At 63.7% G+C, this 22,915-nt stretch carries 22 protein-coding genes and 2 pseudogenes; 13 read left to right on the plus strand and 11 right to left on the minus strand.

Annotated elements, in window-relative coordinates; all coding sequences use genetic code 11:
* Window positions 1–18: 18 nt before the first annotated feature.
* The 6 genes from WC704_RS15565 to WC704_RS15590 form a co-directional block, all read right to left on the minus strand.
* Window positions 19–1,272, minus strand: coding sequence for an N-succinylarginine dihydrolase (locus WC704_RS15565; protein ID WP_372891518.1), 1,254 nt, complete (start codon window positions 1,270–1,272; stop codon window positions 19–21).
* A gap of 6 nt (window positions 1,273–1,278) precedes the next feature.
* Window positions 1,279–2,295, minus strand: coding sequence for an arginine N-succinyltransferase (locus WC704_RS15570; protein ID WP_372891520.1), 1,017 nt, complete (start codon window positions 2,293–2,295; stop codon window positions 1,279–1,281).
* Complete coding sequence (locus WC704_RS15575; RefSeq protein ID WP_372891522.1) at window positions 2,292–3,500, minus strand: hydrolase; 1,209 nt, start codon at window positions 3,498–3,500, stop codon at window positions 2,292–2,294. The genes WC704_RS15570 and WC704_RS15575 overlap by 4 nt, the downstream gene beginning before the upstream one ends.
* Before the next feature lie 46 nt (window positions 3,501–3,546).
* A complete protein-coding gene (locus tag WC704_RS15580; protein ID WP_372891524.1) occupies window positions 3,547–4,476 on the minus strand; it encodes a YdiY family protein in 930 nt (309 codons plus the stop codon).
* 61 nt (window positions 4,477–4,537) lie between these two features.
* Window positions 4,538–5,017 (minus strand): RNA pyrophosphohydrolase, encoded by a 480-nt coding sequence (locus tag WC704_RS15585; protein WP_372891526.1) that lies wholly within the window; start codon window positions 5,015–5,017, stop codon window positions 4,538–4,540.
* 17 nt (window positions 5,018–5,034) lie between these two features.
* Window positions 5,035–5,982 carry an alpha/beta hydrolase gene (locus WC704_RS15590; RefSeq protein WP_372891528.1) on the minus strand — a complete coding sequence of 316 codons (948 nt, stop codon included), beginning with the start codon at window positions 5,980–5,982 and terminating at the stop codon, window positions 5,035–5,037.
* 46 nt (window positions 5,983–6,028) lie between these two features.
* On the opposite strand from WC704_RS15590, the gene WC704_RS15595 reads away from it, so the two are divergent.
* The 5 genes from WC704_RS15595 (at window position 6,029) to WC704_RS15615 (ending at window position 12,740) form a co-directional block, all read left to right on the plus strand.
* Complete coding sequence (locus WC704_RS15595) at window positions 6,029–6,955, plus strand: histone deacetylase (protein WP_372891530.1); 927 nt, start codon at window positions 6,029–6,031, stop codon at window positions 6,953–6,955.
* 95 nt (window positions 6,956–7,050) lie between these two features.
* Window positions 7,051–8,928, plus strand: a complete 1,878-nt coding sequence (locus WC704_RS15600; protein ID WP_372891532.1) for a 2-oxoacid:acceptor oxidoreductase subunit alpha — start codon at window positions 7,051–7,053, stop codon at window positions 8,926–8,928.
* A 29-nt stretch (window positions 8,929–8,957) separates the two neighbouring features.
* A complete protein-coding gene (locus WC704_RS15605; RefSeq protein WP_372891534.1) occupies window positions 8,958–9,992 on the plus strand; it encodes a 2-oxoacid:ferredoxin oxidoreductase subunit beta in 1,035 nt (344 codons plus the stop codon).
* A gap of 133 nt (window positions 9,993–10,125) precedes the next feature.
* Window positions 10,126–11,502 carry a deoxyribodipyrimidine photo-lyase gene (locus WC704_RS15610; protein ID WP_372891536.1) on the plus strand — a complete coding sequence of 459 codons (1,377 nt, stop codon included), beginning with the start codon at window positions 10,126–10,128 and terminating at the stop codon, window positions 11,500–11,502.
* Window positions 11,503–11,543: 41 nt separating this feature from the next.
* Window positions 11,544–12,740 (plus strand): class I SAM-dependent methyltransferase, encoded by a 1,197-nt coding sequence (locus WC704_RS15615; protein ID WP_372891538.1) that lies wholly within the window; start codon window positions 11,544–11,546, stop codon window positions 12,738–12,740.
* Window positions 12,741–12,911: 171 nt separating this feature from the next.
* Here the strand turns inward: WC704_RS15615 and WC704_RS15620 are convergent, their stop codons facing one another.
* Both WC704_RS15620 and purF read right to left on the minus strand, forming a co-directional pair.
* Entirely contained in the window at window positions 12,912–13,622 is a 711-nt protein-coding gene (locus WC704_RS15620) for an SDR family NAD(P)-dependent oxidoreductase (protein ID WP_372891540.1), read from the minus strand.
* A 101-nt stretch (window positions 13,623–13,723) separates the two neighbouring features.
* Window positions 13,724–15,208: an amidophosphoribosyltransferase gene (gene purF, locus WC704_RS15625; RefSeq protein WP_372891542.1), complete on the minus strand. Its 1,485-nt coding sequence runs from the start codon at window positions 15,206–15,208 to the stop codon at window positions 13,724–13,726.
* A 259-nt stretch (window positions 15,209–15,467) separates the two neighbouring features.
* Between purF and hisI the strand changes: the two genes are divergently transcribed.
* From hisI to WC704_RS15645, 4 genes are read left to right on the plus strand one after another with little or no spacing between them, the layout of a single operon-like run.
* On the plus strand, window positions 15,468–15,830 hold the full coding sequence (gene hisI, locus WC704_RS15630) for a phosphoribosyl-AMP cyclohydrolase (protein ID WP_372891544.1): 363 nt from the start codon (window positions 15,468–15,470) through the stop codon (window positions 15,828–15,830).
* On the plus strand, window positions 15,827–16,348 hold the full coding sequence (locus tag WC704_RS15635) for a hypothetical protein (protein ID WP_372891546.1): 522 nt from the start codon (window positions 15,827–15,829) through the stop codon (window positions 16,346–16,348). Before hisI ends, WC704_RS15635 begins: the two co-directional genes overlap by 4 nt.
* A gap of 37 nt (window positions 16,349–16,385) precedes the next feature.
* Window positions 16,386–16,814, plus strand: a complete 429-nt coding sequence (locus WC704_RS15640) for a MerR family DNA-binding transcriptional regulator (protein ID WP_372891567.1) — start codon at window positions 16,386–16,388, stop codon at window positions 16,812–16,814.
* A 5-nt stretch (window positions 16,815–16,819) separates the two neighbouring features.
* On the plus strand, window positions 16,820–18,622 hold the full coding sequence (locus WC704_RS15645) for an acyl-CoA dehydrogenase C-terminal domain-containing protein (protein WP_372891548.1): 1,803 nt from the start codon (window positions 16,820–16,822) through the stop codon (window positions 18,620–18,622).
* Between the two features lie 68 nt (window positions 18,623–18,690).
* Here the strand turns inward: WC704_RS15645 and WC704_RS15650 are convergent, their stop codons facing one another.
* Together WC704_RS15650 and WC704_RS15655 are read right to left on the minus strand one after the other, a co-directional pair.
* On the minus strand, window positions 18,691–18,984 hold the full coding sequence (locus tag WC704_RS15650) for a LysR substrate-binding domain-containing protein (RefSeq protein ID WP_372891550.1): 294 nt from the start codon (window positions 18,982–18,984) through the stop codon (window positions 18,691–18,693).
* Window positions 18,981–19,479, minus strand: a pseudogene (locus tag WC704_RS15655) (integrase core domain-containing protein); the annotation flags it as partial. The pseudogene WC704_RS15655 and the gene WC704_RS15650, both read right to left, overlap by 4 nt.
* On the opposite strand from WC704_RS15655, the gene traA reads away from it, so the two are divergent.
* The 4 genes from traA to WC704_RS15675 all read left to right on the plus strand — a co-directional run bounded on the left by traA (window position 19,466) and on the right by WC704_RS15675 (window position 22,703).
* On the plus strand, window positions 19,466–21,493 hold the full coding sequence (gene traA, locus WC704_RS15660; RefSeq protein WP_372891552.1) for a Ti-type conjugative transfer relaxase TraA: 2,028 nt from the start codon (window positions 19,466–19,468) through the stop codon (window positions 21,491–21,493). The pseudogene WC704_RS15655 and the gene traA overlap by 14 nt on opposite strands.
* Before the next feature lie 9 nt (window positions 21,494–21,502).
* On the plus strand, window positions 21,503–21,961 hold the full coding sequence (locus WC704_RS15665) for a DUF6118 family protein (RefSeq protein ID WP_372891554.1): 459 nt from the start codon (window positions 21,503–21,505) through the stop codon (window positions 21,959–21,961).
* A gap of 106 nt (window positions 21,962–22,067) precedes the next feature.
* A complete protein-coding gene (locus WC704_RS15670; RefSeq protein ID WP_372891556.1) occupies window positions 22,068–22,358 on the plus strand; it encodes a type II toxin-antitoxin system RelE/ParE family toxin in 291 nt (96 codons plus the stop codon).
* Between the two features lie 9 nt (window positions 22,359–22,367).
* Window positions 22,368–22,703, plus strand: a complete 336-nt coding sequence (locus tag WC704_RS15675; protein ID WP_372891558.1) for a HigA family addiction module antitoxin — start codon at window positions 22,368–22,370, stop codon at window positions 22,701–22,703.
* A 77-nt stretch (window positions 22,704–22,780) separates the two neighbouring features.
* Here the strand turns inward: WC704_RS15675 and WC704_RS15680 are convergent.
* A pseudogene (locus tag WC704_RS15680) lies at window positions 22,781–22,915 on the minus strand (IS5/IS1182 family transposase); the annotation flags it as partial.

A 22,915-nucleotide genomic window follows, 5' to 3' on the forward strand; every position in this document is an offset into this window, starting at 1 on the left:
TTTGATTTTTGACGATGGTTAATTGTAAATTAACTCGACAATCTCGAGCGTTTTCAACAGCGCCGTGCGTGCCGCGCCGACGCGGGCGAGCAGTTCGGGATTGGCGATATCGGCCGGCGCAATCGCATCGGGCCAATGCCGTTCGATCACCTCGGCAATGCGATCGAGCCGGGCTTCATCCACCAGAAAACGTGGATCGACCCGCGCCGGGTCCGCCACGACGCGCAGCCGCAGACACGCCGGGCCGCCGCCATTGGCCATTGATTGACGGACATCGACCACTTCGACACGGCGAATCGGGCCGTTGCCTGCGAGCATCGCCTGCAGCCAGCGCCACACGGCGGCGTTCTCGCGCGCTTCCTGCGGCACGATCAGCGCCATCGTGGCATCGGGCAGCGTCACAAGTTGGGCATTGAACAGATAGGAGACGATCGCATCGGCCAGGCTGACAGCATCGACAGGCACCTCGACGATTTCGGCCCAGGGCGCGCGCGCACGAATTGCGGCATAGGTGCTGTCGCGATCGGCAAAGGCGCGTTCGTGCGTAAACAGCACGCGCTCATTCGCCACCGCCACCACGTCGTTGTGGAAGGCACCCGCTGCGATGGCTTCGGGGGCCTGTTCGATGAACAGCGTGTGGGCCGGGTTTAGCGCGTGGGCGCGCGCTGCTGCCGCGCTCGCCTCAAGCCGCTGGCGCGCCGGGAAGCCGCCGCCCGACACACCATAGACAAACAGCTCAATCCCCGGCTGATCGTGGCGCTCGCACAGCCGCATATGGTTGGCGGCCCCTTCATCGCCAAAGGGCGCGGGGATCGCGTCGTGGACCGCGAAGGCAGGGTCGGCGAAGGCGAGGCGGAGTTGGCGCAGCGTCTCAGTCGCTTCATGGCTGCGATGCGGCATGGTGACGAGGTTGGCGACGGTCAGATGGCAGCGACCGTCCTGCGTATCCGGGGCCGGGGAAACCGTGGCTGCATTGGCCGCCCACATCGCGGAGGCCGACATCGCCTGCGCCTGCAGCACGGGATCGGCGTTTTCGTATGTGGTCGAAAGCGTCGCGAGCCAGCGACGGTTGGGCCGGTCGTGCGGGAGGAGGATGCCCTGCGTCAGGCCGAGCGCAAGGTTCGCGCGCATCTTGGCGATCCCCTCCAGCGCGGCGCGGCGCGGGTAAGCGGTTGCCCCGGCGTTGCGCGTCGCGGCGAGGTTACCGTGGCTGAGTCCGGCATAATTGTGGCTCGGGCCGATGATGCCGTCGAAATTGATTTCGCAAATCATGACCGTTCAGTTCCGCGCAACATGGCTGACCGAATCGCCTTCGCCAACGCCCAATGCCGCGGCAGTTTCCTGCGCCAATACCACCCCGCCATCGCGCGTTTGCAGCGATCCATAGCTACAGCGGAAGTCCGCCAGCCGACCCTTCGAAATCAGCGCGGGTTCGCCGCCATCACCGTCAATCGCCACCACGCGCTCGGTCTGTGCCTCGCGAATGGTGCGGACGTGGTCGGTCTTGGCCAGCATGGTGGGCCCGCCGTCGAAGATGTCGACATAGTTTTCGTAGGCAAACCCCTCATTCTCGAGCATCCGCATCGCCGCGCGGCCCGAGGGGTGGGGCAGGCCGATCACCGCGCGCGCGCTTTCGGGAAGCATCGCGATGTAGATCGGGTGTTTGGGGAACAAGTCGGCGATGAACTGATGCCCGCGCACCGCGTTGAATTGGTCGGCGTCCTGGAAATTCATCCCGAAGAAGCGCCCGGCAAGGCCATCCCAGAAGGGCGATCCCCCCGCTTCATCGATGATCCCGCGCAGTTCGGCGAGCACGCGATCGGCAAAGCGCATCCGATGCTCGGCGATGAACAGATAACGGCTGCGCGCCAGCAACATGCCGAGCCCCCCGGCACGCTCGCCCGGATGCAGGAACAGGCCGCCGACCTCGCTACACCCTTCCAGATCGGTGGTGAGTCCCAGCATGTCGGCGCGGAAGGTGCGGCCAAGTTCCTTGCTGTGCTGCGTCAGCGTGCCGAGCCGATAGCTGTAAAAGGGGTAATTCTGCCCGACATGGGTGAAGATCTGGCAGGTGCCGCGCACTTCGCCGGATTCGATATTTTCCAGCACCAGCACGAACAGATCATCGGCCTTGCTGTCCTCCGTGCGGGCGAAGGCGGTGGCGCTGCGTTCCAGCTTGGCGCGGAGTGCAGCGCGGTCGGGTGGCAAATTGGTGAAGCCGCCGCCAGTCAATTTCGCCATTTCGTAAAGCGGCTGGAGATCGCTGTCGCGCGCGGCGCGGATTACGTGAGTCACAGGGCTCCCCTTTGGGCGATACGCAGGATCGTGAGTGCGGAAAGCGCGGCGCGCTCGGGCAACGATTCGACGATCAGGAATTCATCGGGCGAGTGGATCGCGCCGCCGCGCGCGCCCATCGTATCAACCACCGGCACGCCGCACGCCGCGATGGTGTTGCCGTCGCACACCCCGCCGGTTGCGCGCCACGCAATGTCGAGGCCAAGGTCGGCACCGCATTCCTTGACCAAGGTGAACAACTTGGCGGCACCGGGGTCGATCGGCTTGGGTGGCCGGTTGAAGCTGCCGTGGACCGCGATGAAGACGTCGTGCGCCGCCGCCACCTCTGCGGTTATGCGATCGAGCGCAGCTTGCGCGCGGGTGATCTCGGCGTGGTCGGCGGGGCGGAAATTGATTCGCAATACGGCGTGATCGGGTACGACATTGTTGGGCCCGCCGCCATCGATCCGTGCCGGATTGACCGCGAGCGTCGGGCTGCGCAGCGCGAATAGCCGCACCGCCAGATCGGATGCCGCAACAATGGCGTTGCGGCCTTCGTCGGGGTTGCGCCCGGCATGGGCGCTCTTGCCCGTCACCACGATCGAGAAATTGCCGGTGCCGCCACGCGCGCCGGCCAGCGTACCGTCGGGTAAAGCAGGTTCATAGGTCAGCGCGGCGATCTTGCCCCGCGCCGCGCGCGCTATCAGCGCGGAGGAGGAGAAGGAACCGGTTTCCTCGTCGGAATTAATCACCACTTCATAGCCGATGCGCGGGGCAAGCGGGCTCGCCTCGACCGCCGACAGTGCGGCGAGCATCACCGCCAGCCCGCTCTTCATGTCGGCAACGCCGGGGCCATTCAGCGTTCTGTCGGGCAGCGTGGTGAGGGTTTGGAAGGCATGGTCGACCGGATAGACCGTGTCCATATGGCCGGTGAGCAGGATTTGCACGGGCGCATCGGGCCGGACGACGAGGTGCAGATGCTTGCCGTGATCGAGCACCGTCACGCTGCCATCGGCACCGACGCTCTGCGCGGTATCGCCCGCCACCAGCGCGATGTTGCCCGGAAGTATGCTGAACGCCGCCACGAGCCGATCGGCCATCTGCGCCAGGCCGGAAAGATTGCGCGTGCCCGAATTGATCGCCGCCCAGGCCTCGACCTGCGCCAGCATCGGCGCGGTTGCCACATGAGCGACTGCCGCGCGTTCCTCGTTGGTTATCCCCACCATGAAGGCGGTCTAGCCGGTTGAGCGCGGACGCTCCACCCCATGCGCGTCAGAAACTGTAGACGAGCGCGGCGCGGCTGGTTGTGTCGGTGCCGACACGACCGACGGGCGGCGTGCTTTCATATTGCACCGCGTAAGAAAGCTGCGCCGCAAGCGGGCCGATCAATTTTGCGTTGAGCGCGGTCGTGCTGCTGACGGTTGAATTGATCTTCTGGACATAGGCCGAGGCGACTTGGGTCAGGTTGATCGCCCTGGACACTTTCCACCCGAAATCGACCGAGCCGCGCGCGGCGACGCTATTCTCCCTGGTCGTATCGGTAAAATCGGTTTTGCGATAGGCCGGGCCGAGTTCGAGATCGAGCTTCAGCCCGCCGCCACGCAACGCGCTATACCCCGCGCCGAGCGACGCCGAATACCGGTCGTAATAACCGAGGAAACGGTCACTTTCATATTGGGTCGCGCCATAGACATAGGCGCGCGGGGAGAATTTGAAATTGGGTTCATAGGCCGCGAGATAATGTTCACGGCTGGTACGTCCCGCACTCTCTTTATAATCGGCGGCGAGATTGACCTTGTGGCGCCAGCGCACGCTTTCGCGCGTCAGGTTGATCGCAGCGCTTACGCCGACATCGCGGGTGTTGCCGGTGGTAAGATAACCGCCCAACTCGGCCTTGCCATGCCACAGGTCGAACAGGCCGGCATCCTCGATCCTGGCGCGCTTGTGCGCCTCCTGCGCGGCCTTCCAGGTGGCCACCTGTGCATCGATCGCCTGTGCCGCGTCGGGGGCGGTGGCGCGCGCATATTTGGCGACGGTGACGATTTCGCCATCGTTGTTGGATGCAATCGCCGCGTCGAGCATAGCCTTCACGGCAGGCGGGATCGGGGCGGGTGTGGCGCTTGCCGGGGCGGGGTGAGCCGCGGACTCCGCATCTGCGTTGCCCAGCAGGACGGGCGCGGCAAGGATCAGCAAAAAGTGCATGACGCCTGATAGAGCGCCCTTTGCCGTAACGAAATGGCATTCGTCGCCACGAGTCTTCGCTTTAGCGCAGATGCGGGGCGAAGGCGGCAAGCACCTGTTCGTACAGCGGCTTTTTGAACGCGACGATCACTTCGGGCAGGGTATACGGCTCAACCCAGGTCCAATCCTTAAATTCCTGATGCGCGGTGGCGATGTCGATATCCGCGTCGCTGCCGAGGAAGCGATACAGGAACCAGCGCTGCCGCTGGCCGCGCCATTTGCCCTTCCACACCTTGCCGACCAGTTCCTCGGGCAAATCGTAGAACAGTTCCTCGGGCGCGATGGCGATCAGCTCAACCTTGTCGGGGGCGATGCCGGTTTCCTCCCCCAGTTCGCGGATCGCCGCCGCTTGCGCATCCTCGCCATCGTCGATGCCACCCTGCGGCATTTGCCATGCCTCGACCTCGGCATCGATGCGCTGTCCGACGAAAATCTTGCCGTCAGCGTTCAGGATCATCAGCCCGGCGCAGGGGCGGTAGGGCAGGGTGGCGATATCGGTCATGAACGGTCCTTATGGCGTTACGCGGTGGCTTCGGCGATCAGCGCCTTGGCCGCCGCCAACGCGCCCGCCACGTCACCGACCGAGGACGGGATCGCCTTGCGGAGGGTAATGAAGCCGTGGATGTTCCCGACAGCTTCGCGGTACACGACCGCAACGCCAACGCGCGCCAACGCGGCGGCATAAGCGCGGCCTTGATCGCGAATGGGATCAAGGCTGGCGGTTACCACAACCGCTGGCGGCATTCCCGCCAAATCGCCCTTCAATGGCGAGGTGCGGACATGTTCGGCTTCGGCCTGATAGGCGGCGTTGAACCACTCCATGCTGTCGCGCGTCAGCAGATATCCTTCGGCGAACTCGGTGTAGGAGGGATAATCCTGCGTGGTGTCGGTTGCCGGGTAGAACGGCAATTGCGCGATCACCGGAACAGCGGCAGGCGTATCGCGCAGCGCCATCGCGACGACGATCGCCAAATTGCCGCCCGCGCTGTCCCCGCACGTCACCAGACCAGTGATCTCGCGACCGAGCCCCGCAGGACTGCTGGCTGCCCAGCGTGCCGCCGCTTCGCAATCGTCGGGCGCGGCGGGCCAGGGCGATTCGGGTGCGAGCCGGTAATCCACCGCCAGCACCGGCATATCGAGCGTGCGCGAGACTTCGGCGCAAAAGCTCGCATGGGTATCGAGGTTTCCGATCACGAAGCCGCCGCCGTGGAAAAAAAGCACCAGCGGCCCCGGCGCACGGCTTTCCGCCACGTCGAACAGCCGCGCCGGAATATCGCCAGCCGGTCCGGGAATGATAAGGTCGGTGATGGTGCCGAGCTCGCCCACCGGAGGATCGGCGATGTCCTTCATCGCCACATAGGTGGCGCGCGCCGCAGGCGGTTCGAGCTGGTGCATCTTCGGGCCGGGCAGATTGTTGAGAAATCCGAGGAAACCCGCGACATCGGGGCGGACATAGGGTTCGGTCACGCATCTCTCCATTGGTCTGTGCCAGCTACGCGCCTACCTAAGCACGATGATCGCGGTCGTCCATCACCCAGCCTATGTTGCTTCCGGCCAATCCGCCAATCCGAGCCAGCTCAGCAAGAATGCCGCGATCCGCGATCTGTTGCGCGCGAAAGGTGCTGCGATCGAATGGCATGAACCGGCGGCGATGCCGCTACGCTGGCTCGAGGCGGTGCATGATCCGGATTATGTCGCCGAGGTGCTTGCCGCCCGCGTTCCGCGCGAAAAGGAACGGCGGATTGGCTTTGCCGTCACGCCGTCGGTTGCCGCGCGTGCGGCGGTGGTGCCGGGTGGCACCTGGCTGGCGGGCAAGCTTGCGCTGGAGCGTGGCTTTGCGGCGAACAGCGCGGGCGGGAGCCATCACGCGCTGGCGGCGACGGGCGCGGGGTATTGCGTCCTCAACGATCTTGCCGTTGCCGCCGTCCGCTTGGCCGAAGAGGATGCGCGGCGGGTGCTGGTGGTCGATTGCGACGTGCATCAGGGTGACGGGACGGCGGCGCTCACCGCCGGGCATCCGGGAATCGCCACCTATTCGATCCATGCCGAAAAGAATTTTCCGGCGCGCAAGGCGCGCTCGACCCGCGACGTTGCGTTGCCGGACGGGACGGGGGACGGCGCTTATCTCGCGGCGCTGACGCACACGCTGTTGCCCATGCTCGATGAATATCGGCCCGACCTGATTCTGTATCAGGCGGGGATTGATCCGTTGGCCGACGATCGGCTCGGGCGCCTGGCGTTGACTCGCCAGGGGCTGGTGGCGCGCGATGCGTTTATCGGTCGCGCTGCCGCTGCACGCGGCATCGCGCTCGCCAGCACCGTTGGCGGTGGTTACGGGCATGACGTCGCGATGCTCGCACAGGCGCATGTGCGGGCGATTTTGACGCTGGGGCAAGCTTACCGCGATGCACGCAGTGCCGGGCCCGATCCGTTGCCCTAAAGCAACGGTTGCCTTCCGCTACGCTCAAACTACCTTGGCCCGCCGCCTTTCGAGGCATAAGGGGCATGACAACGATATCCCGCAGGACAGACGTAATGGCGACCGCCGCGCATGAAGTAACCCCCCAAGAAGCCTCCGCCCATCCCGCCGCCGAGTCGGTTGTCGTCCGGTTTGCGGGCGATTCGGGCGATGGGATGCAGTTGACCGGGGGGCAGTTCACGCTGTCCACCGCGCTGTCGGGCAACGATCTGGCGACTTTCCCTGATTTCCCCGCCGAAATCCGCGCGCCGCAGGGCACGCTGTTCGGCGTTTCGGCCTTCCAGATCAACTTTGGCTCGACTGAAATCGATACCGCTGGCGACGCGCCCGATGTGTTGGTGGCGATGAACCCGGCGGCGCTGAAGGTGAATGTCGGCCAGTTGAAGGCGGGTGGCCTCATCATCGCCGACGAGGGCGAATTTGGCGAACGCAACCTTGCCAAGGCCAAATATGCCGCCAATCCGCTGACCGATGGCAGCCTCGCCAAGTGGCAGTTGCTGAGCTTCAACATTTCGCAATTGACGCTCGATGCGGTGAAGCCCTTCGGCCTTGGCAATAAGGAAGCGCTGCGCTGCAAGAACATGTGGACGCTGGGGCTGGCGCTATGGATGTTCGATCGCGACCGGCAGCCGATCATCGACTGGCTGAAATCCAAGTTCGCCAAGGCCCCGGTGCTGGCGGAGGCCAATATCGCCGCGCTGAATGCAGGCCATGCTTATGGCGAGACCGCCGAGCTTTCCGGGCCGATGAAGCAGCAGCATATCGGCGTCGCACCCGCCGAGCCCGGTTTGTACCGCACCGTTACGGGCGCCGAGTCGATTTCGATGGGGCTGGTCGCTGGCGTGCAATTGGCGGGCGTGCCGATGTTCTTCGGCGGCTATCCGATTACGCCTGCTTCGGCGATCCTGCACTTCCTGTCGCGCCTGAAGGAATATGGCGTCACCACCTTCCAGGCCGAGGATGAGATTGCGGCGATCGCCTCGGCGATTGGTGCATCCTATGCCGGGCAGCTTGGCGTTACCTCGTCGTCGGGCCCCGGCATTGCGCTGAAGGGCGAGGCGATGGGCCTGGCGATCATGACCGAGCTGCCGCTCGTCATCGTCAATTCGCAGCGCGGTGGGCCTTCGACCGGCCTCCCCACCAAGACCGAGCAATCGGATCTCTATCAGGCGGTCTATGGCCGCAACGGCGACGCGCCGATGCCGGTGATCGCCGCGCGTTCCGCCGCCGATTGCTTCGATTGCGCGATCGAGGCGGTGCGGATCGCGGTGCAATATATGACGCCGGTCATGTTGCTGACTGACGGCTATATCGCCAACGCCGCCGAGCCGTGGCTGGTGCCGGACATGGCGAGCTACAAGCCGTTCCCGGTCGAATATCTGGAGGAAGTGCCCGAGGGTGGCTTTCTGCCTTATGGCCGTGACGAGAAGCTCAAGCGCCCGTGGGTGAAACCCGGAACGCCCGGCTTGCTCCATCGTATCGGCGGGATCGAGAAGGCGGTCGGCACCGGCAACCTCGATTACGGCGCCGACAACCACCAGAAGATGACCGAAATCCGCCGTGACAAGGTCGCCAATATCGCAGTGCCCGATCAGATCGTCGAACTCGGCGAAAGCTCGGGCAAGCTGGCGATCGTCGGTTGGGGATCAACCTTCGGGCCGATCCATCAGGCGGTGCGCCGCGCGCGCGCCAAGGGGCTGAATGTCGCGCACATCCATATCCGTCACATCTGGCCGATGCCCGAAAATCTGGGTGATTTGCTAAAGGGTTATGACCGGATCATCGTACCGGAAATGAACACTGGGCAGCTCAAGACGGTGTTGCGCGATCAGTTTCTGGTCGATGCCAAGCCGCTCAACAAAGTGTCGGGTCAGCCCTTCCTGATCTCCGAAATCGAGGCCGCGATCGACGCTGCCTTGGCCGCCCTTTCGTAACCGTCTCCCATCATTCAGGTCTTCTTCCGATGAACGACATGACCCCCATCGCCAAATCCACCCCAAAGGATTGGGAATCCGACCAGGAGGTACGCTGGTGCCCCGGTTGCGGTGACTATGCGATCCTGAAAGCGGTGCAGCGTACTATGCCAGAGATTGGCGCGCGGCCCGAAAACACCGTGTTCGTCAGCGGCATCGGCTGCTCGTCGCGTTTCCCTTATTATATGGAAACTTACGGCTTCCACACCATTCACGGTCGTGCACCGGCGGTGGCGACGGGGGTTAAGCTCGCCAATCCCGATCTCGACGTGTGGATCATCACCGGTGACGGCGATGCGTTGTCGATTGGCGGCAACCACACGATGCATCTCATCCGGCGCAATCTCGATTGCCAGGTGCTGCTGTTCAACAACGAGATTTACGGCCTGACCAAGGGGCAATATTCGCCAACCTCGCGCGTCGGCACGCGCACGCCATCGACGCCGTTCGGTTCGGTCGATCGTCCGGCCAATCCGTGCGCCTTTGCGCTGGGCGCAGGCGGGCGCTTCATCGCGCGCGCGATTGACGTCCACAAGAACCTCGTCGGCGTGCTCAAGGCGGCTTATGCCCATAAGGGCACCGGGTTCGTCGAAATTTTCCAGAACTGCATCGTCTATAATGACGACGTGTTCGCCCCCTTCACCGAAAAGAAGAATGCGGCGGGCAACCAGATGTGGGTCGAACATGGCAAGCCGTTGCTGTTCGATGGCGGCACCAAGGGCTTGGCGATGGACCGCGAGCGGCTGGTGCTCAAGGTCGTCGATGTGGTCGATGGCGATTGGCAGGCGGCGGGCGTGATCGTCCATGACCAGACCAATCGCGGGCTGGCGCACATGCTGGTGGAAATGCCGTTCGGCACCTTCCCGATGGCCTTGGGCGTGCTGTTCGACGATCCCGCCCCAACCTTCGAAAGCGCGGTCGTCACGCAAAATATCGAAGCCGCCAAGGGCAAGACGCCCAACCTCCAGCATTTGCTGAGCCAGGGCCAGACCTGGCAGGTGGAGAAAGAGGCACGGGCGGAGTAGAAATTCTCGCACAAAGGCACAAAGAAGGAAGCGGGTTGAGCGATCGGCAATCACGCAGGCCCGTTTCGATGAAAGCATCCTTTGTGTCTTTGTGCCTTTGTGCGCGTAATTTCCCCGGTACACTGGCCAAGCGTTGACCGACGCTTCGACCCTCCTCTGGCTGCGCCGAGATTTGCGGCTCGCCGATCAGCCCGCGCTTGCGGCTGCGGTCAGGGAGGGGGCGGTGATCCCGGTTTACGTCCTCGATGACGAGACGCCCAAACACTATGCAATGGGTGGTGCGTCGCGTTGGTGGTTGCATCACAGCCTTGCCAACCTTGAAGCCGATTTGCGCGTGGCGGGATCGCGCCTGATTTTGCGGCGGGGAAAGTGCGACGCGGTGCTGGCCGAACTCGCCACCGAAACCGGCGCAACCCGCGTGCATTGCATCCGTCATTTCGAACCGTGGTGGCGCAATGCCGAGCGCGCGGTGGCGAAGCGGCTCGACCTCGTCTGCCATGACGGCAATTATCTCGCGCCGCCGGGATCGATCACTACCGGCAGCGGCGGGCAGTATAAGATCTACACCCCGTTCTGGCGCGCGCTGAAGCAACACATGCCGCCGCGCGCGCCGTTGCCCAGGCCATCGGCGGTTCCCGCGCCCGCGCACTGGCCGCATAGCGACAGGCTTGCCGAATGGGGCCTGCTGCCGACCAAGCCGGATTGGGCAAACGGCTTTGGCGCGGAGTGGACCCCGGGCGAAGCGGGCGCGCATCACAAACTGAACGCGTTCAAGCGCCATGCCGCCACTTATGGCGAAACCCGCAATCTGCCCGCGATCGAGGGCAGTTCGCACCTGTCGCCGCATCTGCATTTCGGCGAGGTGTCCGCCGCCCAAGTGTGGCACGCCGTGGCCGGGGCGGGGGGATCGGTCGACACGTTCCTCGCCGAACTTGGCTGGCGCGATTATGCGCAGAACGTTATTTTGCAATTCCCCGATTATGGCAGCCGGAACGGCCGCCAAACGCTCGATACGCTGCCGTGGCGCACCGGGATCGATGCCAGCGCCGACCTGACGGCATGGCAACAGGGCCGCACCGGCTATCCGATCGTCGATGCCGGAATGCGGCAGCTCTGGGCCACCGGCTGGATGCACAATCGCGTGCGCATGATCGCCGCGAGTTTTCTCATCAAGCATTTGCTGATCGACTGGCGTGAGGGGGAACGCTGGTTTTGGGATTGTCTGGTCGATGCCGATTACGGATCGAACGCGGTCAACTGGCAGTGGACCGCAGGGACGGGGATCGACGCCAACATGTTCGTCCGCATCATGGCGCCGCTCGTGCAATCGCCCAAATTCGACGCCGGAGGCTATATCCGCCGGTGGGTTCCCGAACTGGCGCAGGTGCGTGGCGAGGCGATCCACGACCCCGAAGAGGCCGGGTGTCGTCCCTTGGCCTATCCGCCCAAGATCATCGACCACCGCGCGGCGCGCGAACGGGCGTTGGTGGCGGTAAAACAGGTGCGTTGAACCGCTTGCGAGTGGGCGCTGAGGGTGCAAGGGAAGCCGCGATGGCCAGCCTTCTCGCGACCCTGTTCGACCGCTTGCTCGACCGGATCGATGCCGGCTTGGCCGAGGGATCATTGACGGCGACTCTTCCCGGGGGGCGGGGGCGCGTGCTTGGTGGACGCGCACCGGGGCCCGACGCGGTGGTCGATCTCGTGCGCTGGCGCGCACTGCTGCGGCTGGTGACGGGCGGGTCGGCGGGCTGGTACGTCGCCTGGTCGAAGGGCGAATGGCGCAGCCCCGATCCCACCGTGTTGTTCGAACTGTTTATGCGCAACCGACGCACGCTTGGCGGGGCGGCGCGCTCTCAGGGTACGATGCGGCTCTTTCGTCATTGGCGCAATGCGTTACGACGCAACTCTCGCACAGGATCGAAACGGAATATCGAGTTTCACTACGATCTCGGCAACGATTTTTACCAGCTATGGCTCGACCCCAGCCTGACCTATTCATCGGCGCTGTTTGCTGAGCCCATCGCGTCCGAGGAACCGCTGGAAGCGGCGCAGGCGCGCAAGAACAAGGCGATCCTCGATCGCTTGGCGCTGGCGCCGGGCGCGCGCGTGCTGGAGATCGGCTGTGGCTGGGGCGGCTTCGCTGAGGCGGCGGCGCGACGTGGGCTAGCGGTGGACGCGATCACGCTGTCGGCTGCGCAGGAGCGGGCGGTCAAACAGCGGATCACGACCGCAGGGCTGGCGGGCGTCACGGTGTCGCTGACCGATTATCGCGATGTGACCGGGCAATATGATGGCGTCGCCAGCATCGAAATGGTCGAGGCGGTCGGGCAGAAATATTGGGGCACCTACCTCGCGGCGATTTCACGCGCGCTGAAGCCCGGCGCGCGCGCCGCAATTCAATATATCGCGATCGATGATGCGATCTTCGAAGCCTATGCGGCGAATGTTGATTTCATCCAGCGCTTCGTCTTTCCGGGCGGGATGCTGGCGTCGGAAAACCGGTTTCGCGCGCTCGCAGAGGCGCACGGACTGGAGTGGCACGACCGGCACGGCTTCGGGCTGCATTATACCGAAACGCTACGGCGTTGGCGTGAGAGCTTCGACGCAGCGGTAAATGCTGGTCGACTACCAGCGAAATTCGATCAGAAATTCATCGCCTTGTGGCGCTATTATCTAATGTATTGCGAAGGTGGTTTTCGCGGCGGCGGCATCGATGTCGCGCAAGTAACGCTGGTCAAGCGCGCTTGAGCGAGCCGGACGCCGTTGGAGTCGATTTCTCCTAAATAGCGGCCCCCAAGTCCCGTTCGGGCTGAGCCTGTCGAAGCCCACTCACTGCACGCGAACACCTTGCTTGCGGACGGGCTCTTCGACAGGCTCAGGGCGAACGGGTGGAACGATCCGGCCCCGAAAAAATCGACCCTAGCCGATCCGCTCGAAATGCCCGGTCGCGAAATCCTCGGTCAACAGCGCGACGATGCGGTCGGCCACCACCGATGGCTCCTTGACCGATTTCGGGTCTTCGCCGGGATAGGCCTTGTGCCGCATCGCCGTCCGCGTCGCGCCGGGATCGAGGATCGCGGTGCGGACGTTGCTGATCCGCTCCATTTCGTCGCCATAGGATGCAAGGAGCGTTTCGAACGCCGCCTTGGACGCGCCGTAGAGCCCCCAATAAGCGCGCGGCTCGCGTGCGACGCTGGAGGTGAGGCCGATCACCCGCGCGCGCTTGGACTTGCGCAGCATCGGGTCGAACGCCGCGATCAACGCTGCCTGCGCGCTGATGTTGAGCGTCAGGACTTGCGCCATTTCCTTCACATCGATCGCGGGCACGGCAGACAATTGCCCGAGCATTGCGGCGTTGAGCACCATGATGTCGAGCGCGGGCCAGCGTTCACCGATCGCCGCGCCAAGGCGGGCAATGCTGTCGGTCTCGGTCAGGTTGAGCGGGGCAATCGTTGCCGACCCGCCCGCATCGAAGATCGCGCTTTCGACCGCTTCGAGTCCCGCAGCGGTGCGCGCGGTCAGCACGACATGCGCACCCGCTGCCGCCAACGCCTGGGCAGTCGCCGCGCCGATGCCACGGCTGGCACCGGTGACGAGCGCGATCTGGTTGGCGAGGGGCTTGTCGGTCATATGCTAACTCCCGTTCGCCCTGAGCTTGTCGAAGGGCTGCACTTTCTGAATCGTTAGAAGAAAGGGCGGTGCTTCGACAAGCTCAGTCCGAACGGTAAAGATCAGATCATCCGTTCCGCCAGCAACGCGAACTGGTCGACTGAAGACACATCGTCCTGGTCGGTCAGCGTCGTCGGATAATCGCCGGTGAAGCAGGCATCGCAATGGCTCGGGCGGATGGCGTTGCGCTGCGGTTCGCCGAGCGCCTTGTAGAGCCCGTCGATCGAGATGAAGGCAAGGCTGTCGGCCTTGATATAGGTCGCCATCTCTTCGAGATTCTTGGTCGCGGCGAGCAGTTTGGCGCGCTCGGGCGTATCGACGCCGTAGAAGCACGAATGCCGCGTCGGCGGGCTGGCGATGCGCATATGCACTTCGGCGGCGCCAGCCTCGCGCATCATCTCGACGATCTTGAGGCTGGTGGTGCCGCGCACGATCGAATCGTCGATCAGCACGACGCGCTTGCCTTTGATGAGTGCGCGATTGGCATTGTGCTTGAGCTTCACGCCCAAGTGGCGGACCTTGTCGCCCGGCTGGATGAAGGTGCGCCCAACATAATGAGAGCGGATGATGCCCAGTTCGAACGGAATGCCCGATTCCTGCGCATAACCCAGCGCCGCCGGGGTGCCCGAATCGGGAACCGGAATGACCAAGTCCGCATCGACCGGGCTCTCGATCGCGAGCTGCGCGCCGATCGCCTTGCGCACGGTGTAGACGCTGCGGTCCTCCGAGATCGAATCGGGGCGCGAGAAATAGACGAATTCAAAGATGCACGGGCGCGGCGCTACGGGGGAGAACGGGCTGTGCGAGGTGATCTCGCTGCCTTTCACCATCACCAGCTCGCCCGGCTCGATCGAGCGGACGAAGGTCGCACCGACAACGTCGAGCGCGACGGTTTCGGAAGCGAAGATTACCGCCTCGCTGCCGTCCGACTGTTCGATCTTGCCCATCACCAGCGGACGGATGCCGAGCGGATCGCGGCACGCGATCATGCCTTCGGGCGTCATCACGATCAGCGAATAGGCACCCTCAACGCGCTTCAGCGCATCGATGAACTTATCGACGACCGTGCGGTAATTGGAAGTCGCGACCAAATGGATGATCGTCTCGGTGTCGCTGGTCGACTGGAAGATCGAACCGCGCCGCACGAGATCACGCCGCAGCCGCATCGCGTTGGAAATGTTGCCGTTATGCGCGATTGCAAAACCGCCCGAGGCGAGATCGGCATAAAGCGGCTGCACGTTGCGCAGCGCGGTTTCGCCAGTGGTCGAATAGCGGACATGCCCGCAGGCGACGCTGCCGCGCAGCGGGACCATCACGTCTTCGCGGTCGAAATTGCCTGCGACATGCCCCATTGCGCGGTGGGTGTGGAATTCGGTGCCGTCAAAGCTGGTGATGCCAGCGGCTTCCTGGCCACGATGCTGGAGCGCGTGCAGCCCCAGTGCGACCAGGCGCGCCGCATCGGCTGCGCCAGAGATACCGAAAATGCCGCACTCTTCATGCAGCGTGTCTCCATCTTGGGAGACGTCGAACGGATTGGTTGTCAGCATGGGGGCCCTTTGGGGGAGGGTAGAGCTTCGAGGGCGCATATAGGGAGCGGCATTCGGTTTGTCGCGCTTTTGTCACATGGCCGGGAGCGATTGGTCGCATTGTTCGTTTCGGCGGCGTTCGGCGACAGTTTGTTATCTTTCGCACGAGATCGGCGGGGGGAACGATCGCGGTTGATCAGGTTTGAAAATGATCCGGGCGATTCGCAGCAACGGGCCGCGGGAGGATGACGGGCGCGGGCAAGCACGCTAGACCTGTGGCATGGCAGACCTTCGCGAAACCGGCCTGGTGCTGGACCCAAAATACGATTCGGCTGGCCTGATTACGGCGGTCGCGACTGACCGCGTGTCGGGCGATGTGCTGATGCTCGCCCATATGAATGCCGAGGCGCTGCGCTTGACCGTCGAAAGCGGCGAGGCGCATTTTTGGTCGCGCAGCCGCGCGGCGCTGTGGAAGAAGGGCGAAACCTCGGGCCATATATTGCGCGTCGCCGACATTCGCATCGATTGCGATCAGGATGCCGTGTGGTTGATCGTCGATCCCGCAGGCCCCGCCTGCCACACGGGCGAGCGGAGTTGCTTCTATCGCCGGATCGAGGGCGATCGGCTGGTAACGGCTGCGTGAAGCGGACCGCGCTGCTGGTGTTGCTCGCCCTTGCCGGGTGCCACCGCGCCGAGCCCAAGCCTGCGGCAACGCCGAGCCCGGTCGGGTTGGAAGCCGCTGCCATCCAGGCGGGTGTCATCCCCGACCCTGCCAGTACCGACATCACCGGCCTGTATGCGCGCGAGAGCGACCGCGTTTGCATCGTGCCAAGCGCAACGGCGTACCGCATCGGCGTGTTCGTCGATTATGACGAACAGCAGAATTGCGGTGGATCGGGCACGGTGACCCGGGTCGGCGAGACGCTGCATATTACCCTGGACCGTGGCGGGGAGGGCGGGGATTCGGCCTGTAGTTTCGATGCCCGCTTTGAGGGGGACCGAATCGTTTTTCCCGCGCGCGTGCCCGATGGGTGCCAGAAGGTGTGCATCCATCGTGCCTCGATCGCCGCGCTGGATGTGGCGCGGCTAAGCGAGTCGATCTCCGAGGCGTCCACCCTGCGCGACAGCCGGGGCCGGTTGCTGTGCGCGAACGGTGGATGATCTTGACGTTCACGTAAAGGTCAACTATTCACCGCTTATGTCCAGCGGTCCTGCCTATGCCGTGATCGATCGCCACCCAACGCGCGATCACTTTTCCATTTCCGATTTGTCGGCAGAATTTGGCGTAACCGCGCGGGCGTTGCGCTTTTACGAGGATGAGGGGCTGATCGCGCCCGAGCGGCGCGGCACCTCGCGCATCTACTCGCAGCGCGATCGCGCGCGGCTTGCCTGGATTTTGCGCGGCAAGCGCGTCGGCTTCAGCCTCGGCGAGATTCGCGAGATGATCGACCTGTACGACATTGGCGATGGTCGTCAGGTGCAGAAGGCAACCACGATCGAACGGTGCCGCGAGCGCATGGCGCTGCTCCAGTCACAAAAACACGATATCGATGCGGCGATTACCGAACTTGCCGACTTCGTCACCCTGCTTGAAACCAATGGCGCACAAGGCCGCCTGAAGGACTGAACCCCATGCCGAAATATACGCCCCCCGCTCGCGATGTCCGCTTCGTGCTCGATCATGTCGTCGGCTTGTCCGCTTGTGCCGACCTGCCCGGCTTCCAGAATGCAACGCCCGATGTGGTCGATGCCGTGCTGGACGAGGGCGGCAAGTTTGTTGCCGAAGTGCTGTTTCCGCTCAACCATTCGGGCGATCAGGAAGGCTGCACCCGGCATGACGATGGCTCGGTCACCACGCCCAAGGGGTTCAAGGAAGCGTATAACGCCTTCGTCGAATCCGGCTGGGGCACGCTCAGCGCTCCCGAGGAGTTTGGCGGGCAGGCGATGCCGCATGTCGTGTCGACCGCGTTTCAGGAGTTCATGATCTCCTCCAACATGGCCTTCGCCATGTATCCCGGGCTGACGCACGGCGCGATTGCCGCGTTGCTGGTCAAGGGCTCGGACGAGCAGAAGGCCAAGTACGTCCCCAACATGGTCAGCGGCAAATGGGGCGGCACGATGAACCTGACCGAGCCGCAATGCGGCACCGATCTGGGCTTGATCCGCACCCGCGCCGAGCCGCAGGCGGATGGCTCTTATGCCATCACCGGCACCAAGATTTTCATCTCGTCGGGCGAGCATGACCTGACCGAGAACATCATCCACCTCGTGCTGGCCAAGACGCCGGGCGCGCCGGAAAGCTCGAAGGGCATTTCGCTGTTCGTGGTGCCCAAGTTCATGGTCAAGGAAGATGGCAGCCTTGGCGCGCGCAACGCGGTCACCTGCGGCTCGATCGAGCACAAGATGGGCATCCACGCCAATTCCACGTGCGTGATGAACTATGACGGAGCGATCGGTTGGCTGGTCGGTGAGGAAATGAAGGGCCTGGCCGCGATGTTCATCATGATGAACGCGGCGCGGCTTGGCGTTGGCTTGCAGGGCCTGGCCGTGGCCGAAGTCGCCTATCAAAACGCCGTGCAATATGCGCAGGACCGTCGCCAGGGCCGCGCGCTGACCGGGCCGAAGGAGCCGAACGAAAAGGCCGACACGCTGTTCGTCCATCCCGACATCCGCCGGATGCTGATGGAAGCCAAGGCGCTGACCGAGGGCTTGCGCGCCTTGTGCCTGTGGGGCGCGTTGCAGGTCGATCTTGAACATGCCGCCGCGACCGAGGAAGAGCGTCAGCTTGCCGCCGATCTGGTCGGGCTGCTGACCCCGGTCATCAAGGGGTATGGCACCGACAAGGGCTATGACATCGCGACCAATGCGCAGCAGGTTTATGGCGGCCACGGCTACATCGCTGAATGGGGCATGGAGCAATATGTCCGCGATGCGCGCATCGCGATGATCTATGAAGGCACAAACGGCGTGCAGGCGATGGATCTGGTTGGCCGCAAGCTTGCCCAGAACGGCGGACGCGCGGTGCAGGCGCTGTTCAAGGTGGTTGCGGATGAAGTGGCGGCGGGCAAGGCCGATCCGGCAACCGCCGATTTCGCCACCCGCCTTGAAAAGGCGAATGGCGAGTTGCAGCAGGCGACGCTGTGGTTCCTGCAAAACGGCATGAAGAGCCCCGACAATGTCGGCGCCGGGGCGCACAGCTATATGCACCTGATGGGCATCGTCGCACTCGGCCTAATGTGGCTGCGGATGGTGACGGCGGCGACCAAACTAAAGGCAGCGGGCGAGGGCGATGTGGCCTTCCTCGATGCCAAGCTCGTGACCGCACGCTGTTTCGCCGAGCGGATCATGCCCGAGGCGGGTGCGCTGCGCCGCAAGATCGAAGCGGGCGCGGAGGCATTGATGGCGCTGCCGCCGGAGATGTTCGAGGCCGCGTAAAGCTGGCTCAGGGCTATGGGGGGCATTTCGCTGGCGATGCGCTCGAAATGCCCCGGCCCTCGCGCCGGTCAGGCCGGCTTGGTAAGGTGACGACGTAGAAAATCGATCGTGACACGCACCTTGTTCGGCAGGAAATTGCGGCTCGGATAGATCAGCCAGGCCCCGGTGGTAAAATCCGTTGCCGTGGCCCGCATGGTCGGGAAGCAGTCGATCAAGCTGCGATCACGAAGGTTTTGCCCGATCAGCCAATCGGGCAGCAATGCCGGGCCAAGACCCGCAAGAGCGGCGTCCCGCAGCGCCAACGGGCTTTGCGCATGAGGTGCTTGAGCTGGTGACCTGCCCCCCGCTGGTCCCGCGGTCATAACGAGAGTCTGTCGGATTGATATTCTTGCTCGCCCGCCGGCACAAGCGCCGGGCGGGACGCTTCTATTTTGCAGGAACGCCCGGCGCGCTTGTGCCGGCGTTTGGTTCCCCAGCGACGAGTGTGGCCGGACTTCATTGTAGTCGTAGCGCCACACGGCCAGCTTCCGCCTGGCGTCGGCCAGGCTGTCGAACAGCTCTTCCTTGAGCAGCTCGTCGCGGAGCGACCCGTTGAACGATTCGATGAACGCGTTCTGCTGCGGCTTGCCGGGGTCGATATAGTGCCACTCGACTCGGTTCTCGTTCGCCCATTTCAGGATCGCCCGGCTGGTAAACTCGGTTCCATTGTCGCTGACGATGCAAGCCGGTTTGCCGTAGAGCCGCACCAGCGTGTCGAGTTCCCGCGCGACCCTGACGCCCGAGATGCTGGTATCGCCCAGCAGGCACAAATTCTCGCGACAGCAGTCATCGTTGATCGCCAGAATGCGTACCAGCCGGGACATGATCGAGACCGAGCAGCGGCTGGCGCTGAACATCGAACGGCTTGCCGAGCGTGCCGGTCATGGTGTTGTCAGGACGGCGATCGATCGCGCCATCGCCGCGTCGGCGAGTAACGGGCTTATCCTCGGCGGAGAACAGCGAGCCGCGTTCGACCGCATAACGCAGGCGGGCGACCTTGCGATCGTGGTGGGCTACGCCGGGACCGGCAAGTCTGCCGTGCTGAGCGCCGCGCGCGACGCATGGGAACGCGGCGGCTATCAGCCGATCGGCGCGGCACTGTCCGGCATCGCCGCCGAGAATCTGGAAAGCGGATCGGGCATCGCATCGCGCACGATCGCCAGCCTCGAACATCAATGGACGCAGGGGCGAGAGTTGCTCGGTCCCGGCAATGTACTGGTGATCGATGAGGCGGGCATGATCGGTTCGCGCCAGATGGAACGCATTATCGGCGAGGCCGAGAAGCGGGGTGCGAAGGTCGTGCTGGTCGGCGATCCCGAACAGTTGCAGGCGATCGAGGCGGGTGCGGCGTTCCGGTCGATCGCTGAACAGCACGGCAACGTCGAGATTACCGAGATTCGCCGCCAGCGGGACGACTGGCAGCGCGACGCTACACGGCATCTTGCGACCGGACGAACCGGCGAAGCGATCCACGCCTATGACGAAAACGGTCACGTTCATGCCGCCGAGACGCGCGAGCGCGCGCGCGCCGACCTGATTGACGGCTGGGATCGCGACCGGCAGGCGTGGCCCGACGCCAGCCGCATCATCCTAACCCATACCAATGATGAGGTGCATTCGCTCAACCTAGCCGCGCGCGATCGGCTCCGCGCGTCCGGCGAGCTTGGCGAGGACATCACGATCCGGGCCGAGCGCGGCGAGCGGCGGTTCGCAACCGGCGACCGCATCATGTTCTTGAAAAACGAGCGCAGCCTTGGGGTCAAGAACGGCTCGCTGGGTAGCGTCGAAAGCGCGACCGCGACGCGCATGGTGGTGCAGCTTGATGATGGCCGATCGATCCCCTTTGACGTGAAGGACTATAATCAGATCGATCACGGTTACGCGGCGACGATCCACAAGTCGCAGGGCGTGACGGTCGATCGTACCCATGTGCTCGCGACGCCCGGCCTCGATCGTCACGCTGCCTATGTCGCGCTGTCCCGCCACCGGGATGGTGTTGACCTTCACTACGGTCGCGAGGACTTTGCCGATCAGGGCAAATTGGCACGGACGCTATCGCGCGACCGGGCGAAGGATATGGCGTCGGACTATACCCGCGACTTTGCCGACCGCCGCGCGATCATCATGCCGTCGCCAGCGATTGCGCCACCGGAGCAGGGCGGCCGGGCTCCCCAAACCCGTAGACGCGGTATGTTCGACGGCCTCAAGCTGGGGCCTGCGGCAGCGCCGCCACACCGAAGCATGTTCGACGGGCTGACGCTGAAATCGCCACAGCCGACGCACTCCGCAGAACCTGACGGTTTGAGCACCGCCGTGCAGCGGTACGCCCGGACGACCGCCGACATCGTCCGGATACGCAACGAAGGGTATGCCGAATTGCCGCACCAGCGCCTCGCCTTCGACAAAGCGCGTGAGTCCCTCGACGCTGTTCGCCCCGATGCGGCACGCGATCTTCGCGCCGCGTTCTCCCGTAATATGGGGTTGGTCGACGAGGCTGCCCAGGGCCGCACCGGCGCTGCCATTCGCGCGATGATGCTGGAGGCGGAAGTTCGAGCCAGTGCGGAGCGGCGTGCAGACAGGTTTGTGGAGGACTGGCAGAAGCTGGCCAAGGCGCATCGAACGTTTCGTCATGCTGGCGACGAGGCAGGCGCGCGCGCCATCGGGCAGCAGATGAGCGCGCTCGGCAAGAGCATGGAACGCGATGCGCAAGCCGAGTCGCCGGTCCGGAAACGGCTTCCCGAGCTTGGAATCCGCGCGCAGGAGGGCGCGTCCTTGTCCCATAATATCCAGGATTGGCTCGGCATCTCGCGCGGGCGCGGGTTGGGGCGGTAGGGTGCACGAATGGACCAAACCACCAATCGGCCGATCGCTCAAAGCGATCCCGCCAGCGCCTTCGCCGATCTGCGCGGTGAGGTGAGCCTGCTGCGTCGTGCGGTCGAAGGGTTGACCGCCGAGCGGCAGAATGCGCCCGATTACACCCCGACCCTAACCGAATTGTCGAGCAGGCTTGCCCGTACTGAGGAGTTGCTCGGCAAGATCGCCGAGAGCCCAGCGATGCGGCTGACACCGGAAAATATGGCTGTGAGCATTGCCCGAGCCAGCGAAACCGCGCGGGCAGGCGATCGTGAAACGCTGGACAAGTCGGGTGCCACCTTGCGAGCCTCGATCGCCAGCATCAATGGGGTCGTCGAGCACGCCTGGGCTGCTGACCGTCAGTGGAAGCAGCTTTATTGGACGGGCGGAGGAGGCTTGCTTATGGGTGCGCTCGGCACCCTATCCATTTTGCATTTGATCGGCTGACTTCCCTAGGTCACGGTCAATATCGGCGGCCACCCTGCCCAATCCCAGCAGTGTCAGATTGTATGGTGTAACTTGACACCGAACGATTGGTGGATTATCTAGCACCATGAAGATTAGAAACGTGATCCATAAGGGGTTACGGCGTTTCATCGAGGATGACGATGCCAGCGGGTTGCAGCCCGCTGTCATCTCCAAGGTGCAGCGCATCGTCTCCTTCCTCCAGGACATGGAGACGGAAGAGGAATTGCGCACCGTGCCGAGCTGGAAGGCGCATATGCTGACCGGCGACCGCAAGGGGACGTGGAGCCTGTTCGTCACCAAGAATTGGCGGATGACGTTTCGGATCGACCGCGAAGAGATTGAGATCATCGACCTCGATTATGAGGATTACCATTAGGAGGTGGCCATGAGTGCGATTGCAGGCATCCGCATGAAGAACCCGGCCCACCCGGGCGGCTTCGTGAAGTCCGAGATTATCGAGCCGCTTGGTCTGTCGGTGACTGCGGCGGCGCAGGTACTGGGTGTCACGCGTGCGACGCTTTCGACCTTGCTCAACGAGCATTCGCAGCTTTCTTCCGAAATGGCGTTGCGTGTCGAAAAGGCGTTCGGCGTGTCGATGGACACGCTGATGCGGATGCAAAACAGCTATGACATCGCGCAGGCCCGAAAGCGCGAGGGCGAGATCAATGTCGCACCCTTCAAAGGGCTGCCCGTCGGCACCGGCGGCTCCGCTATGGTTTAATAGGCGCGTCCATCCAATTGACCGTGGCGGTAATGAACGAAGCCTTAGAGTCTGATTCGAAATTATCCGTCGTAATTTCATGACTTTGCGATGCGTCGGACGAAGAGTTGGATTGAGGCGATGAAGATCCAGGCGGTTGCCGAGGCGATGGTCTGTTCGAAGTCCTTGGCGAGGCGGCGGTTCCGGTTCAGCCATGCCAGCGTGCGTTCGAC

It is taken from the genome of Sphingomonas sp. (assembly GCF_041661885.1).
Taxonomy (GTDB): Bacteria; Pseudomonadota; Alphaproteobacteria; order Sphingomonadales; family Sphingomonadaceae; genus Sphingomonas.

Coding starts and splice junctions, on each gene's coding strand:
- WC704_RS15565 (WP_372891518.1), bottom strand. CDS start 1,272: ATGATTTGCGAAATCAATTTCGACGGCATCATCGGCCCGAGCCACAAT.
- WC704_RS15575 (WP_372891522.1), bottom strand. CDS start 3,500: ATGGTGGGGATAACCAACGAGGAACGCGCGGCAGTCGCTCATGTGGCA.
- WC704_RS15580 (WP_372891524.1), bottom strand. CDS start 4,476: ATGCACTTTTTGCTGATCCTTGCCGCGCCCGTCCTGCTGGGCAACGCA.
- WC704_RS15585 (WP_372891526.1), bottom strand. CDS start 5,017: ATGACCGATATCGCCACCCTGCCCTACCGCCCCTGCGCCGGGCTGATG.
- WC704_RS15595 (WP_372891530.1), top strand. CDS start 6,029: ATGATCGCGGTCGTCCATCACCCAGCCTATGTTGCTTCCGGCCAATCC.
- WC704_RS15600 (WP_372891532.1), top strand. CDS start 7,051: ATGGCGACCGCCGCGCATGAAGTAACCCCCCAAGAAGCCTCCGCCCAT.
- WC704_RS15605 (WP_372891534.1), top strand. CDS start 8,958: ATGAACGACATGACCCCCATCGCCAAATCCACCCCAAAGGATTGGGAA.
- WC704_RS15615 (WP_372891538.1), top strand. CDS start 11,544: ATGGCCAGCCTTCTCGCGACCCTGTTCGACCGCTTGCTCGACCGGATC.
- WC704_RS15620 (WP_372891540.1), bottom strand. CDS start 13,622: ATGACCGACAAGCCCCTCGCCAACCAGATCGCGCTCGTCACCGGTGCC.
- purF (WP_372891542.1), bottom strand. CDS start 15,208: ATGCTGACAACCAATCCGTTCGACGTCTCCCAAGATGGAGACACGCTG.
- hisI (WP_372891544.1), top strand. CDS start 15,468: ATGGCAGACCTTCGCGAAACCGGCCTGGTGCTGGACCCAAAATACGAT.
- WC704_RS15640 (WP_372891567.1), top strand. CDS start 16,386: ATGTCCAGCGGTCCTGCCTATGCCGTGATCGATCGCCACCCAACGCGC.
- WC704_RS15645 (WP_372891548.1), top strand. CDS start 16,820: ATGCCGAAATATACGCCCCCCGCTCGCGATGTCCGCTTCGTGCTCGAT.
- WC704_RS15650 (WP_372891550.1), bottom strand. CDS start 18,984: ATGACCGCGGGACCAGCGGGGGGCAGGTCACCAGCTCAAGCACCTCAT.
- traA (WP_372891552.1), top strand. CDS start 19,466: ATGCGTACCAGCCGGGACATGATCGAGACCGAGCAGCGGCTGGCGCTG.
- WC704_RS15665 (WP_372891554.1), top strand. CDS start 21,503: ATGGACCAAACCACCAATCGGCCGATCGCTCAAAGCGATCCCGCCAGC.
- WC704_RS15670 (WP_372891556.1), top strand. CDS start 22,068: ATGAAGATTAGAAACGTGATCCATAAGGGGTTACGGCGTTTCATCGAG.
- WC704_RS15675 (WP_372891558.1), top strand. CDS start 22,368: ATGAGTGCGATTGCAGGCATCCGCATGAAGAACCCGGCCCACCCGGGC.